Below are 13,680 nucleotides of genomic sequence, written 5' to 3'. Positions count from 1 at the left end.
TCTATGGATTCTTTTGATTATAAAAAATTTTACAATGAAGTCGGCCAAATGAACGGCTGGGATTTCAGCCGATTGAGCGTGACTGTTGAGAATGCCCTGTGGAATTTTTGGAGCGAAGTTTCCTCCCGCTGTAAGGCCGGAGATATTTTACTGGATATCGGGCACCGGAGGCGGCGAGTCTCTGCTGCGCATGGCGGATGCGGCCCTGCTTCTGATCGGCATCGACCATTCGGAAGCCATGATTCACACCGCCAACCGGAACCGGGAACAATCCGGCAGGGCCAACATCCGCTTCTTGCCCATGGAGGCGTCCGAGCTCCATTTTCCTGAACGATTCTTTCAGGTGATCAGCTGCAGGCATTCGGAGTTCCATGCGGCCGAAGTCGCCAGGGTGCTGACCGATGACGGTGTGTTCCTCACCCAGCAGGTCGGCGAAAGCGATAAACGCAATCTGGCGCAAGCCTTCGGCAGAGGCCAATCCGGGAATGCCAAGCGGGGAACGCTTATGGAGCGGTATGCCGCCGAACTGAAGGAAGCCGGATTCCGGCAGATTGATTGCCGGCAATATGATGCGGTGGAGTATTATGCGACGGCCGAAGACTTGATATTTTTGCTGAATCACACCCCGATCATCCCCGGCTTTGGACAGACGGAGTCGGATTTTCAGACGCTGCACCGCTTTATTGCCGAACATCAGACGCAGAAAGGAATCCAGACGAATGCCGACCGGTTTATGATCATCGCTTCAAAATGAATGTTCATGGCTAGAATTCGTTTCTTCATCTTCATAGCCTCCTTAGCGCACAGGCAGCAGCTGATCTTTAGGGTCGGCTGCTGCCTTTTAACATCGTATTCATGCCCTCCGTTAACGATCATCCTTTTAAGATTGTTCCAAAACGGGAGCCAATCCCGCCGCCACGACCACCAGCATTTCCTGCACCATCTCCTCTGCCGGGCGATGTTCAGGGTCTCGGCTCCACTGAATGGCTGTCCCCAATATGCCCCAGCTTATGAGGAGAGCCGTGGATTCCACTGCTTTTTTTGCCTCCGGCGCCTTCGCTTCTTCGCTCAGCCATGTGAACAGGAGTTGATAGAGTTCTTTATGAATGGCGCTTTCAAACAGCGGTTCATACGGACTGTTCTCCGGAGTACGAATCATATATTGCCGGGTCAGGGCAAGAAAATCAAAAACGATTTGAATCAAAGACCGCAAGCTGCTCATGTTGGATATGGAATGATTAGGTAATTCCCTCTCCAGTTTCTTTTGGAATTTTTGCCTCATCCAACACTCCAGGAAAGCATACTTATCTTCGAAATGCGCGTAAAATGTGGCCCGATTAACCGTCGCGCGATCGGTAATGTCCTGCACGGAAATGGAGTAAATATTTTTCTTTTGCTCGATCAGCTCCATAAAGGATTGCAGTAATAACTGACGCGTGCGCTTGACGCGGGGATCGTTTGGGTTTACTGGCATGCTATCACTCCTTGTACTTATAACCTAATAAACAACAAAATCGTGCAGATGTTGCCTACACAACGAAAACGACTCCCTGCTGATTGCCTGCATGGCTGAACCAAACTAATATCATGTATACAGTATAGTTTAGCCGAAAATGACGCTTAAACAACACTGTTAATTAGCTGCTCTCTCTTATAAGTTGGGCCAGCCATAACCGATGAAAGGATGAATTGTTTATGATAGTTATTACTACTCCCACTGGTCAAATCGGCCAGCAAGTCCTTGAACGCATCGTTGATAGCGGAAAGCCGATCCGTGTCATTGCCCGGGACCCTTCCCGGCTGCCGCAGCGGGTGCGCGACCGTGTCGAAGTCTTTCAGGGATCACACGATGACATGAATATCGTCTCGAAAGCATTCGCAGGCGCAGAGAGTGTTCTTTGGCTGGTGCCTCCGAATCCTCAATCGGGGAACTCCACGGAATACTATTTGAATTTCACCAGACCGGCTTGCCAAGCCATCCAGAGCCTTGGAGTGAAAAGAGTTGTGGGCGTGTCCAGCTTGGGGCGTGGCTTCGGCAGGCATGCCGGGATATTAACCGCAGCGTTTGAGATGGACGCTCTCATCGAAAGCACAGGTGTAAGCTATCGTTCACTGCGTATGCCGTACTTTATGGAAAATATGTTTCATGATCTGGAATCCATCAAAAGCCATGGAACGTTCTATATGCCTATGGCTGGAGATCAGGTGCTCCCGCTCTGCGCAACCCGGGATATCGCCTCGACAGCAGCAGCACTCTTGCTCGATGAATCCTGGAGCGGTCAAGACAGTGTCCCGGTAGTCAGCCCCGATTCTTTAACACCCAATGAAATGGCGCATGTCTTGTCTGAAGTGCTCGAGCGTCCGATTCGCTTTCAGCAGGTTTCCATTGCTGAGTATAAAGCTACCCTATCTCAGTTTGGTACGGAGGCTTGGGTCAAGGACTACATGGATATGGTCATTGCCCAAAATGAAGGCATCTACGACGACGATTTACAAAAGGCACAGCCTTCTGAAACTAGCTTCCGCACATGGTGTGAAGAAGTTTTCAAGCCGGCTGTACTAGCCCCCTGATGTCCCTTGAAAAATGACCAAAGAAATCTATGCATGCGAAACCCGGCGTCCAGTGATACCGGGTTTTTATGATGATTATAGAATTTATAAATTTCAGCGAAGCTGAACCATTCTATAATCGCAAGAAAAACTTCAGCTAAACGCGGTCTGTCTTCTTTAAAGGTACGTCGATAGACGTTTTTCTTAAGATTATAGAATTTATAAATTTCAGCGAAGCTGAACCATTCTATAATCGCAAGAAAAACTTCAGCTAAATGCGGTCTGTCTTCTTTGAAGGTACGTCGATAGACGTTTTTCTTATGGGTTCGGGTGGACGAATTAGCCCTGGCCTCACGCTTTATCTTGGATTTGCCATAGACCACTAGTATTTTCGCCGATGTCGCCATACGTTTGACACATCGGAAACAACATGCTATATTTATCTTAAATTAAAGATTCTTTATAACAAGGAATTGGTGCAAGCCATTTCATTCATGGAAAAACAGTTTTAAGGGAAGCTTAATTATAAGGAGGAATTATCATGAACGGATTAAAAGGAATTCACCACGTGACTGCGATTACGAGCAGCGCGGAAAAAAACTATCAGTTTTTCACCTATGTGCTGGGCATGCGCCTGGTCAAAAAAACGGTAAACCAGGACGACATCCAGACTTACCATTTGTTCTTTGCCGATGACAAAGGAAGCGCGGGAACCGACATGACATTCTTTGATTTTCCGGGTATTCCGAAAGGCGTTCACGGCACCAACGAAATCGCCAAAACGTCGTTCCGCGTTCCGAGCGATGCGGCACTGAGCTATTGGGTGAACCGCTTTGACCGCCTGAACGTGCAGCATTACGGCATTAAAGAGATGTTTGGTAAAAAGACGCTCTCCTTCGTCGACTTCGACGACCAGCAGTACCAGCTCATTTCCGACGAGCAGAACGAGGGTGTTCCTTCCGGAACGCCGTGGGAAAAAGGGCCGATTCCGCTGGAGTACGCCATCACGGGCTTGGGCCCGGTCTTTGTGAGAATCGCCAATTTCGATTACTTCAAAGAAATGCTGGAGAAAGTATTCGAGTTCAAAGAAATCGGCCAGGAAGGCTCCTACCACCTCTTTGAAGTCGGTGAAGGCGGCAATGGGGCTCAGGTCGTCGTGGAATATAATGCGGTGCTGCCGCCGGCCCGCCAAGGCTTCGGTACGGTGCATCACACGGCATTCCGCGTCGAGGACCGCTCCGTGCTAGAACAATGGATTACCCGCCTGGACGAATTCGGGTTCTCGACTTCAGGTTACGTGAATCGTCACTTCTTCGAGTCGCTGTATGCCCGGGTGGCGCCGCAAATTCTGTTCGAGCTGGCGACCGACGGCCCTGGCTTTATGGGCGACGAGCCTTACGAAACGCTGGGCGAAAAGCTGTCCCTGCCTCCATTCCTGGAGCCGAAACGCGAGCAGATCGAAAAGCTGGTGCGTCCGATTGACACCGTGCGCAGCACGATTGAATTTACAAAAGAATAAGGCGTTAGTTAAAAAAAGCAGCTCCTGATTTCGGTCAGGAGCTGCTTTTGTAATAGGACAGCAAGGGCTGGAGCAGGCCGAGAAAGCCTTGCTCGTACAGCTTCCGGTACGCCAGATGGCGTTCCGGATCAGGTTCGTACACCTTCGCCTCGGGGTAGGTTACGGCAGCAGCCGCTTCGCGGAAAGACGGGTACAGGCTGGCCCCGACGGCGGCGGCCAGGGCAGCCCCGAGCAGCGAGGCCTCCGCTGTGCCGGTCATGGTCAGGCGGACGCCCGATACATCGGCCTTGATCTGCAGCCAGTGGCTGTTCCGGGCTCCGCCACCGACCACGTGCATCCGCCGGATCGGACTGCCGCCGACCCGTTCGGCGCGCTCCCGCAGCAGCTCCAGCTGATAGGCGTTTCCTTCCAGCACCGCCCGGATCAGGTCCCCCTTCTTATGCTTGGCGTCCAAGCCGATAAATGCGGCCCGGGCACCGGGCACGGGATGCGGGGCGCCGCTTCCGGTCAAATACGGATAATACAAAATGCCGGTGGGCTGCCTGCCCGCCTCATCCAACAGCCGCATCATATCCGGGTAGGACATGCCGGCATCCGATAAGGCTTCGCGGGCCCACTCTACCGAACCCCCGGACGAAGAATGTCCTCCCATCCAGTACATGCGGCCCGGCACCGGATGAATGCCGAAAGACAAGCCCGATGCATCGTCTGCATCCCCGAGAGGACGCAGCGGAACGTCCCGACCAGCGTTTCGCTGCGGATCCAGCCCGAAGCTGCGGATCAGCGGCTCATTCCAGGCGCGGCTGTCAATCCGGTATGCGTAGGTTCTGGCCGCCAGCGTCTCATCCTCGGCGATCCTGCCGGTCAGCCGATAAGCGATGTATGACGCGGCGGACAGCCATACGCTGCCGTCAAAGGCGTCCGGGTACGCTTCCCGCAGCCACAGCAGCTTCGGCAGGCCGTGTTTGAACGACGGGCGCAGTCCGGTCATGCGGAAGAGCTCCCGCTCATCCACCTCCTGCCTGATCCGCTCCGCCTGCGGTGCCGAGCAGGTTTCGAACCAGGGCAGCATCGGAGTGCGCGCTCTTCCATCCGCTGGATTCAGCAGCAGGCCGCTCTCCGCCATGCTCGTAATCCCGACGGCATCGATCGCTTCGTCCCGCTCTCCAAGACGCTCTACCGCCTGCTGGATCAAACCGGCCGCGGTCTCCCACAGCACATCCGGGTCATAGACAGTGGTGCCAGAGGGGCCCTGCGCCTTCGGGTTCGGTGCCGAGACGACGGCCATTTCCGAGCCGTCGTTCCCGAATACCCCTGCTTTGATATGAGTCGTGCCAATATCCAAAGAAAGCAGCATCCCGATTCCTCCTCTCCAAAAAGGGCTCCTCTACGGGAGCCTTATGTATATTTTTTTATATCCCAATCGTAGCATGTAGGATTTGAAGTTAACACCCTCCCAGCCCGGAACGTGCATCACACTGCCCCACCGCCTCCAACAGCATACGCTGCCGGGGTATCCAGCATCTGCCGGGGAGAGCAGTCCTTACCAGGACGAGAGTTCCGTCCGCTTCCAGTTGTCTTGGGCAACGCACACATATACGTACTGGTCGTCCCAGGCCATTTGTCCCTGACTGCAGGGCTCGGTGGATGATTTCGGCGTATGCTTCTCACGGATGCGGAGCTTGTCTCCGTTCACATCCAGCTTGGTGTCCGGTTCGTCCGTGCCGATTCCGACATTGCCGTCGCTCCGCTGCATCGTCAGCGGGGAATCGACCACTTCGCCGTCGTCGCCATAGCGGACGAATTGGAGGTCGGACCCGGTGTTGCCGCCCTTCTCTTTCGTGCTGTCCGCCCGAACGGCCCATCTCGGCGTCGTTTTGTTGTCTTCGCCGGCAACGCTGAACTGGAGGTCCCGGTTTGAACCGGTTTCCCCTGCAACCCGGAGGATGCCGTTCATCACATTAAAATTGGATGATTGGGTCCGGATTTCGCTGACGTCCATGTCGTAGGGAATTTCCAGCCGCGTGAACAGCTGGTCTGCATATTGACCGTCCGGCGACATCGTCGTCTCAAACGAGAGGTGTTTATGGTCATGCTGCTCGGGATTATTTGCTTTGTCGTGGGAGATGATGGCGGTCTTGTCCTTCCCGTTTTCGTCGGCCCAGGCAATCGCGGGCTTGGCGCGGTCGGCCGTCCACTGCAGCCGGATCAGGTCGGACTGATGCCCTTCCTCATTAATCCACTTCTTGTCGGTGGAACAAAAACAAGCGCTCATTATGCGGAACGACGATTTCGCTGCCGTTCTGTTTCGTTTGATCCAACACGCCATCTGCCGAGCTCAATGTTCGGTCGGTGCATCCGATGCCTACCAAGCAGACGCCCCCAAGTATTATCTTTGCGATCATCGACTTCGATATTTTCATTGCTATCCCTCCGTTATCATTTCATTCGACTTTATTCATGGAATCAGCCAAAAGCTCCGTTTGATCGTATACTAGACCGCACACTGCGTACATCCATTTCATCAAATTTCCCGGAAAAATGATTCTTTTCGTCTATAAAATTTTAAATCCGATGTGCCGACAGCGGTTTTCAAAATAGGTCTTGCTGGTAGTATTTTTCTAAAAATACCAACACGCCGCGAATTCCCGAAGCGCCTCCTATTTATATGAATTTGTACCTATACGGCAGTCAACGAGTCCAGCGGAGGGTGATCCATAAATCCGGAAGATAAGGAGGCAAGGAAAATACCAATATATTTGCATCAACTTAAATTCTCCATATTCATCGTCCAGTCGTTCTCTCATTGTTCAACATATCGTAGAACTATCAAACCAAAGGAGTTGATATGATTGGCACGTATTCTCGATAAAGCCACCTCTCAGCCGCGCCGCAGATTCAGTCTGACAAACGCTTTTACGATTCGGCGTTCACCGGCAAGATCCCGGCTTGCTTCGATCACGTTACGGATTCCGGCGAACGCTCAACCTAATAGGGTAGATTTAGTAGCAACCGTAGGCGTTCGGGGTGTCACAGGTATTGCACAAGTTCTGTTTAGAGTCTTCCGCGATGGAAGAGAGATTTTCAATACGGTGCAAGGCATTGAATCAGCCGGCTCTGAACAAAACTATGTTGTGACGTTCCAAGCGGAAGACCGAAATGTAAGATCGGGTTCCCATGTGTACACGGTTACCGCCGAAAATACAACGGCAAATACAAGAGTCGATGTTGTAGGGCCGATATCGTTCAGCGGTTTAGCCGTTAAAACAAGATCCTGATATTGCAGCAAAAATAGCTAAAGCAGCTCGTTCGTCATCAGATGAACGAGCTGCATTTGCTTATTTTTTTTATAAAGCCTTCACGCGGCTTTTATACCGAGACGATTTCGATCTGCACCGGTTGACCGGGCTCCCCGCAAAGAACCTCATAAAAATCGCCGGGTTCGCCCCCGATCGGAGATGCCTCGACCATCAGGCCGTTTGCGGTAACGCTTAAAGGCGCCGTTTGGGAGGCAAACACGAATCGGCCGCCTTCCCGCAAGCTGACGTTGGTCACCTTGCCTACCTCAGTACACCCGGCAACCGCCGCCGGCGAAATGTATTTGTCGGCCAGCCCAACCGGGGTAACGCTGCCCGTAACCGGGACGACCGCATAGAGGGCGCAGCCTCCTTCCTCCAGGCGGATCGGGGTCTGCTCGTCGGCGCGCATCAGCCAGCCCTTGCCGGCAAAATGGTCGTACACGGCGAATTCCCCGCCGCCGAGTCCCGGCACATCGGCCGGTCCGATCGAACCCATAACCTGAGCAGAATCCCCACTGATATGAAAGGCAGCCACAACCCCTGCGCTGCCCGCCCGGTTCCACAGTTTAAGAGGAACGTGCTCATCGGCTGGATTTAGCAGCAGGCAGTCCGGGGTCGGATTGGCCGTCTCGTCGCAGCGGATGACGGTGCCGTCTGCATAGATCAAAGGCCAGATGCGCGACGGATCGGTATTTCCCGGAGCGTCGCTGATATAGACCGGACCTCCGCTCACCGCACGCAGCACCGCACTCTGCACATCGTCGTGGTTTTTGGACCAGTACATATCCCAGTCTCCCCAGTAAAAGGCCCCGTGGTAAAAGGAATTGTAGCCGTTCTGCAGCGCATGCTCCGGAAAGCCGCGCTTCTCCTGCGGCACAAAATCGTCGCTGTTGCGCGAAACGGCCGACTTCGGCCGGTGCCATATATTTTCGGACGCCATGCCCATGCAGTTGATGATCGTCCCATCAAAATGCAGCGCAACCGAAGCCTCCAGCGCCTCGTGCGCAGCGGCGGCAGCCTGGCCGATGGGCATGCGTCCCTGCAGGTAGTTCAGAACCGCGCTTTGGCTGTCCACCTTGACGAAATCGACGCCCTGGCGGCGCAAAAATCCGTGCCAGGCATGCCAGAAGGCAAAGCCTTTGCCGGCTTCCGGATAAGGGATGAGATTGCCCCGGGGCACCCGGTACAGATGGTCCGCATACGTTCTGGCGATCGGGCTGTCCTCCAGAATGCCGCCCCAGTAACCGGCGATGGTGTGCCATACCCCGACGTAGCGGATGCCGTACCGCTCCTTCAGTGCATGCACGGCACGCTTCAAACCGCCGGGAAATTTGACGGGATCCGCTTCAAAGGAAGACAGCTTGCCCGCAGAAATATCGGACCAGCCGTCGTCGATCATCACCCAGCCGACCGGCAGCCCAAGCTGCTGCAGCTCGGCGGCTTTGGCCAGCAGCCCTTCTTCGCTGACCTGGTGGTAAAAAGCATCCCAGCTGCACCAGCCGAGCTTGTCCAACATCGCCGGAAACGGCTTCTGTTCCCTCGGCAGCGTCGGATAATCCAGCTCTTTCAGCGCGGAAGCTACATTGCGCTTGACGAGATCGTATGGATCGCTCCCGGCCGCAAAGGCAAACACCAGCGCTTCACAGCGGATATGCCCTTCCTCATAAGCGGATAATCGAAGCGTAATCCCTTCCTCGGATCCGGCGGCATCCGCACGCCACACCGGTCCCGTCACCGGCAGCAGGTGGCCGTATCCGTCTGCCGTCTTCCACAGCACCGACTGCATTTTCTCCGGCAAACCGGCCAGATCGGTGCCAAAATGAGGGCGGGTCCACCAGTCCTTATGCTGGTAGTTGGCCATCAGCCCCTCGATCTGCCCAACGGGCCGCAGCGTCAGCATGACCGCATGCTCTCCTGCGAACGAGCGCTGCTTGCCGAAATCATTTTCATTGGTGATGCCGGCTTCCACGGATACCAGCATCGTGCCGCCTGCCTTCTCCCGCACAAAAATCCGGGCCTGAATGGACTCATCTTCGCTTCGGTAGTGAAACCGTGTCTCTTCAAAAATCCCCTGTTCCGTCGAACCTTTCTCTGTGTCTGACCCTGTCAGCTGCAGCCGAACCGCTTCCGTCCCCGACTGAAGCCGAACGGAAAGGCCAAACGGCCAGAGCAGAGCTCTCACCACGCCGTCCGCCCCGAGGTTTTCACTGGAATGAAACGCACCTTGCCCTTCGATACTCATCAACGATTCCCCCTGCTGCTCCCAAAATGACGAACATGCCAACTTCCAACTATCCATACGACAAAGGCCTGAGGGCTCTGCACTTCCATGCCTCAGGCCGCGAACCTGTATCACAACGTTATGATGAACCTGTTATCATCTGTTAAAAGTTCGCCGGATCCACCTTCGGTTTCCCGGATCAGTTATTCCCTCGTTCATGCTCCCCCAGCGCATGCAGCGCAACGGACAAGCTGGCCGCATCCCCGACATGCTCGCCGAGCTCCGACGGCAGAATCCGGCAGGCCGCAAGCGTCCCCGGCAGCGCTTCACGCCGCAGCTCCTCCAGCACGAGCGGCCGGAGCACCTGCTCCTGGCGCGCATAAATGCTGCCGATTACGATCCGCTCCGGATTGAGCGTATCGACGAGGACGGCCAGGCCCCGGCCGAGCTTGCGGCCGATGACGCCCACCGCATGGCGCGCCAGCGCGTCCCCGGCGGCGGCCGCCTCAAACACGTCCTTCGCCGTCCATGCAGCCTCCCCGCTCCCTCCGGATTGCGGGGCCATCCCTCCAGCGCCGGCGGAGGATCGCGCGGCAGTCTCTGCCGCCGCTTCCTTCAAACCGGCAAACAGGCGGGCGATGCCCCCGCCGCTGCAAAAGCCCTCAAAAGAGCCGGCCTTGCCGTAGCCGACCGGCCCCTCCTCCGCCAGGCGGATATGGCCGACCTCACCGGCCATGTCACTTGCGCCGGCATACAGCGCTCCGTTCAGGATCAGACCCGCACCCATTCCTGTCCCGAAGGTCAGGAAGATCATGCTGGACGCCCCGCGCCCGGCCCCCACCGCCATTCGGCGAGGGCGCAGGCGTTGGCGCGTTTTGGAGCGCGGCGGGTACGCCGAAGCGCTCCCGGAGCGGCGTGAGGACGTCGATGCCGTCCCAGCCGGGCAGGTTCGGCGGGGAGAGAATCCGTCCCCGCCGGCTGTCGAGCGGGCCGCCGCAGCTGACGCCGACGGCCGCGAGCGGCTCGCCCCCGCCGGCCGAAGCGGCCAGGCAGGCCAGCTCGTCGCACAGCGACGCCAGCGCTTCCTCCGGCGTGTCCGGCGTCGGGAAGCTGTGCTTGCCCACGATTTCGATCCGGTCGCCTTCCGCCCTGCCAAGCACGGCTGCGCACTTCGTTCCGCCGATATCGAGGCCTCCCAGCAGCGTGCTCATGCGAAAAATGCCTCCTCCAGCATCATGCACAACGTATGGTAAATCGGCAGATGCCTTTCCTGGATATCCGGCGTACCGTCGTAAGGAACGCAGACGGCAATGTCGCACAGCTCCTTCAGGCGTCCGCCGGTGCGGCCGGTCAGGCCGATCGTGGTCATCCCGAGGGATTTGGCCACCTGAACGGCACGAACCACATTCGCCGAGTTGCCGGACGTGCTGAACACGACAAGCGTATCCTCCGGCCGGCCATAGCCGTACACCTGCTGGGCCACCGCCATATCGGCGGCAACGTCGTTGATGAACGCGGTCGACAGGCCGCTCTGGCTGACGAGGGAGATGGCCGGCAGCGCACCCTGCAGCCGGTCGGCGATATAAGCGCCTTCCTCGCCGTGAATGAGCATCTTATCGCGTTCGGCCGGCGGCAAAGTCCGCTTCAGCATAAAGCCCTTCATCAGCTCGCCCACGACATGCTCGCAGTCGGCGGCGCTGCCGCCGTTGCCGGCGAGGAGCATTTTGCCTCCCCGGCGAAAAGAAGCCTCCATCGCCTCGTACGCCTGCCAAACCGCGTCCCGGCACGGCTGAAGATCCGGATATTTCGCAAACAGCTGCTCAAAGATCGCGCTCATCGCAGTCACTCTCCCCATGGATGTTCATTCCCTTCAAATGTTCGATGGCTTTGACGATAAACTCCGGGCTGCCGAAGCTGCCCGATTTCAACACCAGCAGACGCGCCTTGCCGTCCAGCGACATGCAGGAGGGCAGCCCCGGCTCAATCTCTTCCAGCACCCGCAGCCCGGTGACGCCCAGCCGGCCGCATACGGCAGCAGAGGTTTCCCCGCCGGCGATGACGACCCGGCGCTGACCGGTACGCACCGCGACATCGGCTACCGCGCCGGCCAGCTCATCCGAGACGATGCGCGAGAGCACCGTACCCGATAGGCCGAGCTCCTCCGCCCGCTTGCGGGTCGCTGCCAGCTTGCCGGCATCGTTCGATGCATGGATCAGCACATCGCGTCCGGATGCCAGCTTCGCGCCGGCCCGCCGCACGACATCGGCGATGTGCCCGTTCTTGCGTGCCGGTTCCAGCAGAAGCAAGGAATCGAGCTCGATGATCGTAACACCCGCCTCCCGGGCGCAAGCAATTTGCGTCGCGGTTTGCGGCATCAGGCTGCCTGCCGCGAGCAGCACCCCTTCGCCCGGGGTGGCATTACCGGCTGAGCCTGCGTTGTCCTGTGAGGCGTCTTCATCTTTGCTCAGTGACCCGCTATTTTCAATAAAATCAGCAGCCGCCCTATCAACTTGCCCGCCATCCGGCCCGGTCCCGGCAGAGGCCAAGTTCTTCCCTGTTCGTTCTCCTTCATCTGCTCCCAGGTCAGCCCTACGATAAAGGGCCGCATTCTCCTCTGGCCCGGCGGCAGATCGATCTGAGCTTTCCGGGTCCGCATCCGCACGCTTCAGCAGCGGCGCGAGCTCCTCATAGAGGCCGGAACTGCCGCACAGCAGCGGCTCATCCAGTACCGCCTCGGCGATGATCCGCAGCGACTGCTGATCGCGGACGTCGAGAATCAGGTAGGCACATTCGCCCCGCATCCGGTTGATTTCCCCGCGTAGAACCTCGGCGCCCTGCTCCACCACGCCGATCGACAGCATCGCCACCTTACGCTCCGTCTGCGCCTGCAGGATCGCCGTCAGCTCCGACTCCTGCATCGGATGCACCGGATCATGCCGGAATTCGGATTCGGCCAGCGGCTTGCCGTGAACATAATGGATGCCGTCCAGCGTAACGCGCCCGTTCTTCGGAAATCCGAGCACGACGACCGCGAACGCAGCGGGTACCGCATCCAGCATGGCGTCGAATTCCGCTCCGATGTTGCCGCGGAAGACCGAACACGTTTTGTTGATCAGCCGTGTGCATCCGGCGGCACGCAGGGCGACGGTAGCCGTGTACACCTTGGCGTAAGCCTCATCCGCGGTATCGAGCCGCGAGTTCGTGTCCACCACGAGCACATCCGGCTGCGGTTCCGGCAGACCGCGCCGGAGCTCATCCGCCGGATACACATGCGTCGTCAAGCCCGCCTTGGCGAACATGATGCCGATGTCGTTCGCCCCGGTAATGTCGTCGGCAATGACGCCGATCATCCGTCCCACCTCCTCCGCGGCCGGTAGCCGGAGCGCTCCAGGAAGTCCTCCCGGACCGGATCCGGCAGCTCCTGCAGACGTACGCCCGCGCTCCCGGATTCAATCACCATCCGGCAGGCCATTTCGAGCGTTTGCAGCGCCATCCGCGCTTCCTTGATGCTGGTGTCATAGACCAGCACCCCGTGGTGCTCCAGCAGCAGTACGTTGGCCTGTTTCGCCTTCTCCCTGACCGCTTCCCCCAGATCCAGCGAGCCGGGATGGGCGTACCGGACGCGTTCCACACGCTCCAGGTAGTACATCGTCTCCACAAACAAGCCGGAGGGAAGCGAAATATCGGCACAGGCGAACAGTGTGCTGTAAAAAGGCGACGCATGCAGCACTGCCCCCACGTCAGGCCGCAGGTCATACACGGCCTGGTGCATCGGCACTTCCTTGGACGGCTTGGGCCCGGCAGCTGCCGGCGCCTCTCTGCCGTCCAGAACGCACTCGGCGAAATCTCCTTCGCCCAGTTCTCCCAGAAACGTCCCCGTGGCCGTGATCAGGAAGCTTGAATCATCCAGCCTGGCGCTGATGTTGCCCGCATTGCCCCAGGCGAGCCCCGTGTCCATCATAAATTTCCCGGCCGCCCGCAGCTCGGCAGCCGTCTCTTCGCGGCGACCCATGTTACAGATCCCACTCCAGGAGGCTGGTTTCTGTCACGGGAAGGCTTTTGTCCGCCGGCACGCGGAACGTTTTGATTTC

Annotated in this window: 13 protein-coding genes and 1 pseudogene; 4 read left to right on the top strand and 10 right to left on the bottom strand. The window is 57.3% G+C overall.

The genetic code is table 11. The features are described from left to right. Positions 1 to 3 precede the first annotated feature (3 nt). A pseudogene (locus CPT76_RS20645) lies at positions 4 to 754 on the top strand (class I SAM-dependent methyltransferase). 126 nt (positions 755 to 880) lie between these two features. Here the strand turns inward: CPT76_RS20645 and CPT76_RS20640 are convergent. Continuing rightward, complete coding sequence (locus CPT76_RS20640) at positions 881 to 1,474, bottom strand: TetR/AcrR family transcriptional regulator (RefSeq protein WP_076173772.1); 594 nt, start codon at positions 1,472 to 1,474, stop codon at positions 881 to 883. Between the two features lie 221 nt (positions 1,475 to 1,695). On the opposite strand from CPT76_RS20640, the gene CPT76_RS20635 reads away from it, so the two are divergent. Together CPT76_RS20635 and CPT76_RS20630 are read left to right on the top strand one after the other, a co-directional pair. Beyond that, positions 1,696 to 2,571 carry an NmrA family NAD(P)-binding protein gene (locus CPT76_RS20635; protein WP_105444286.1) on the top strand — a complete coding sequence of 292 codons (876 nt, stop codon included), beginning with the start codon at positions 1,696 to 1,698 and terminating at the stop codon, positions 2,569 to 2,571. A 520-nt stretch (positions 2,572 to 3,091) separates the two neighbouring features. Continuing rightward, positions 3,092 to 4,069 carry a ring-cleaving dioxygenase gene (locus tag CPT76_RS20630; RefSeq protein WP_105444285.1) on the top strand — a complete coding sequence of 326 codons (978 nt, stop codon included), beginning with the start codon at positions 3,092 to 3,094 and terminating at the stop codon, positions 4,067 to 4,069. 34 nt (positions 4,070 to 4,103) lie between these two features. Here CPT76_RS20630 and CPT76_RS20625 read toward each other — a convergent pair whose 3' ends face one another. From CPT76_RS20625 to CPT76_RS40215, 3 genes are all read right to left on the bottom strand, one after another. Beyond that, positions 4,104 to 5,426: an FGGY-family carbohydrate kinase gene (locus CPT76_RS20625; RefSeq protein WP_105444284.1), complete on the bottom strand. Its 1,323-nt coding sequence runs from the start codon at positions 5,424 to 5,426 to the stop codon at positions 4,104 to 4,106. Between the two features lie 186 nt (positions 5,427 to 5,612). Continuing rightward, on the bottom strand, positions 5,613 to 6,344 hold the full coding sequence (locus CPT76_RS20620) for a hypothetical protein (RefSeq protein ID WP_258168702.1): 732 nt from the start codon (positions 6,342 to 6,344) through the stop codon (positions 5,613 to 5,615). Then, positions 6,304 to 6,492 carry a hypothetical protein gene (locus tag CPT76_RS40215; RefSeq protein WP_258168701.1) on the bottom strand — a complete coding sequence of 63 codons (189 nt, stop codon included), beginning with the start codon at positions 6,490 to 6,492 and terminating at the stop codon, positions 6,304 to 6,306. The genes CPT76_RS20620 and CPT76_RS40215 overlap by 41 nt, the downstream gene beginning before the upstream one ends. A gap of 429 nt (positions 6,493 to 6,921) precedes the next feature. On the opposite strand from CPT76_RS40215, the gene CPT76_RS41590 reads away from it, so the two are divergent. Then, positions 6,922 to 7,347: an exosporium protein C gene (locus tag CPT76_RS41590; RefSeq protein ID WP_105444283.1), complete on the top strand. Its 426-nt coding sequence runs from the start codon at positions 6,922 to 6,924 to the stop codon at positions 7,345 to 7,347. Between the two features lie 91 nt (positions 7,348 to 7,438). Here CPT76_RS41590 and CPT76_RS20610 read toward each other — a convergent pair whose 3' ends face one another. From CPT76_RS20610 to CPT76_RS20590, 6 genes are all read right to left on the bottom strand, one after another. Beyond that, positions 7,439 to 9,610 (bottom strand): Sip1-related alpha-galactosidase, encoded by a 2,172-nt coding sequence (locus CPT76_RS20610; protein WP_181152971.1) that lies wholly within the window; start codon positions 9,608 to 9,610, stop codon positions 7,439 to 7,441. A gap of 178 nt (positions 9,611 to 9,788) precedes the next feature. After that, the gene (locus tag CPT76_RS40210; RefSeq protein ID WP_258168700.1) at positions 9,789 to 10,403 is read right to left on the bottom strand and encodes an ROK family protein; all 615 of its coding nucleotides are present in this window, start codon (positions 10,401 to 10,403) and stop codon (positions 9,789 to 9,791) included. Then, complete coding sequence (locus CPT76_RS40205) at positions 10,327 to 10,830, bottom strand: ROK family protein (protein WP_258168699.1); 504 nt, start codon at positions 10,828 to 10,830, stop codon at positions 10,327 to 10,329. Before CPT76_RS40205 ends, CPT76_RS40210 begins: the two co-directional genes overlap by 77 nt. Beyond that, the gene (locus CPT76_RS20600; protein ID WP_105444281.1) at positions 10,797 to 11,426 is read right to left on the bottom strand and encodes a D-sedoheptulose-7-phosphate isomerase; all 630 of its coding nucleotides are present in this window, start codon (positions 11,424 to 11,426) and stop codon (positions 10,797 to 10,799) included. The genes CPT76_RS40205 and CPT76_RS20600 overlap by 34 nt, the downstream gene beginning before the upstream one ends. Continuing rightward, entirely contained in the window at positions 11,410 to 12,939 is a 1,530-nt protein-coding gene (locus CPT76_RS20595) for a four-carbon acid sugar kinase family protein (RefSeq protein WP_105444280.1), read from the bottom strand. The genes CPT76_RS20600 and CPT76_RS20595 overlap by 17 nt, the downstream gene beginning before the upstream one ends. After that, the gene (locus tag CPT76_RS20590; RefSeq protein WP_105444279.1) at positions 12,936 to 13,601 is read right to left on the bottom strand and encodes a class II aldolase/adducin family protein; all 666 of its coding nucleotides are present in this window, start codon (positions 13,599 to 13,601) and stop codon (positions 12,936 to 12,938) included. The genes CPT76_RS20595 and CPT76_RS20590 overlap by 4 nt, the downstream gene beginning before the upstream one ends. Positions 13,602 to 13,680 lie beyond the last annotated feature (79 nt).

Source organism: Paenibacillus sp. AR247 (assembly GCF_002968895.1).
In the GTDB taxonomy this organism is placed as follows: domain Bacteria; phylum Bacillota; class Bacilli; order Paenibacillales; family Paenibacillaceae; genus Paenibacillus_AQ; species Paenibacillus_AQ favisporus.
This window is presented reverse-complemented; position numbering and strand designations above follow the sequence as displayed.

Bases quoted from the DNA above. Each gene is read 5' to 3' on its own strand.
- CPT76_RS20640 (WP_076173772.1), bottom strand. From the start codon at position 1,474: ATGCCAGTAAACCCAAACGATCCCCGCGTCAAGCGCACGCGTCAGTTA.
- CPT76_RS20635 (WP_105444286.1), top strand. From the start codon at position 1,696: ATGATAGTTATTACTACTCCCACTGGTCAAATCGGCCAGCAAGTCCTT.
- CPT76_RS20630 (WP_105444285.1), top strand. From the start codon at position 3,092: ATGAACGGATTAAAAGGAATTCACCACGTGACTGCGATTACGAGCAGC.
- CPT76_RS20625 (WP_105444284.1), bottom strand. From the start codon at position 5,426: ATGCTGCTTTCTTTGGATATTGGCACGACTCATATCAAAGCAGGGGTA.
- CPT76_RS20620 (WP_258168702.1), bottom strand. From the start codon at position 6,344: ATGAGCGCTTGTTTTTGTTCCACCGACAAGAAGTGGATTAATGAGGAA.
- CPT76_RS40215 (WP_258168701.1), bottom strand. From the start codon at position 6,492: ATGAAAATATCGAAGTCGATGATCGCAAAGATAATACTTGGGGGCGTC.
- CPT76_RS20610 (WP_181152971.1), bottom strand. From the start codon at position 9,610: ATGAGTATCGAAGGGCAAGGTGCGTTTCATTCCAGTGAAAACCTCGGG.
- CPT76_RS40210 (WP_258168700.1), bottom strand. From the start codon at position 10,403: ATGATCTTCCTGACCTTCGGGACAGGAATGGGTGCGGGTCTGATCCTG.
- CPT76_RS20600 (WP_105444281.1), bottom strand. From the start codon at position 11,426: ATGAGCGCGATCTTTGAGCAGCTGTTTGCGAAATATCCGGATCTTCAG.
- CPT76_RS20595 (WP_105444280.1), bottom strand. From the start codon at position 12,939: ATGATCGGCGTCATTGCCGACGACATTACCGGGGCGAACGACATCGGC.
- CPT76_RS20590 (WP_105444279.1), bottom strand. From the start codon at position 13,601: ATGGGTCGCCGCGAAGAGACGGCTGCCGAGCTGCGGGCGGCCGGGAAA.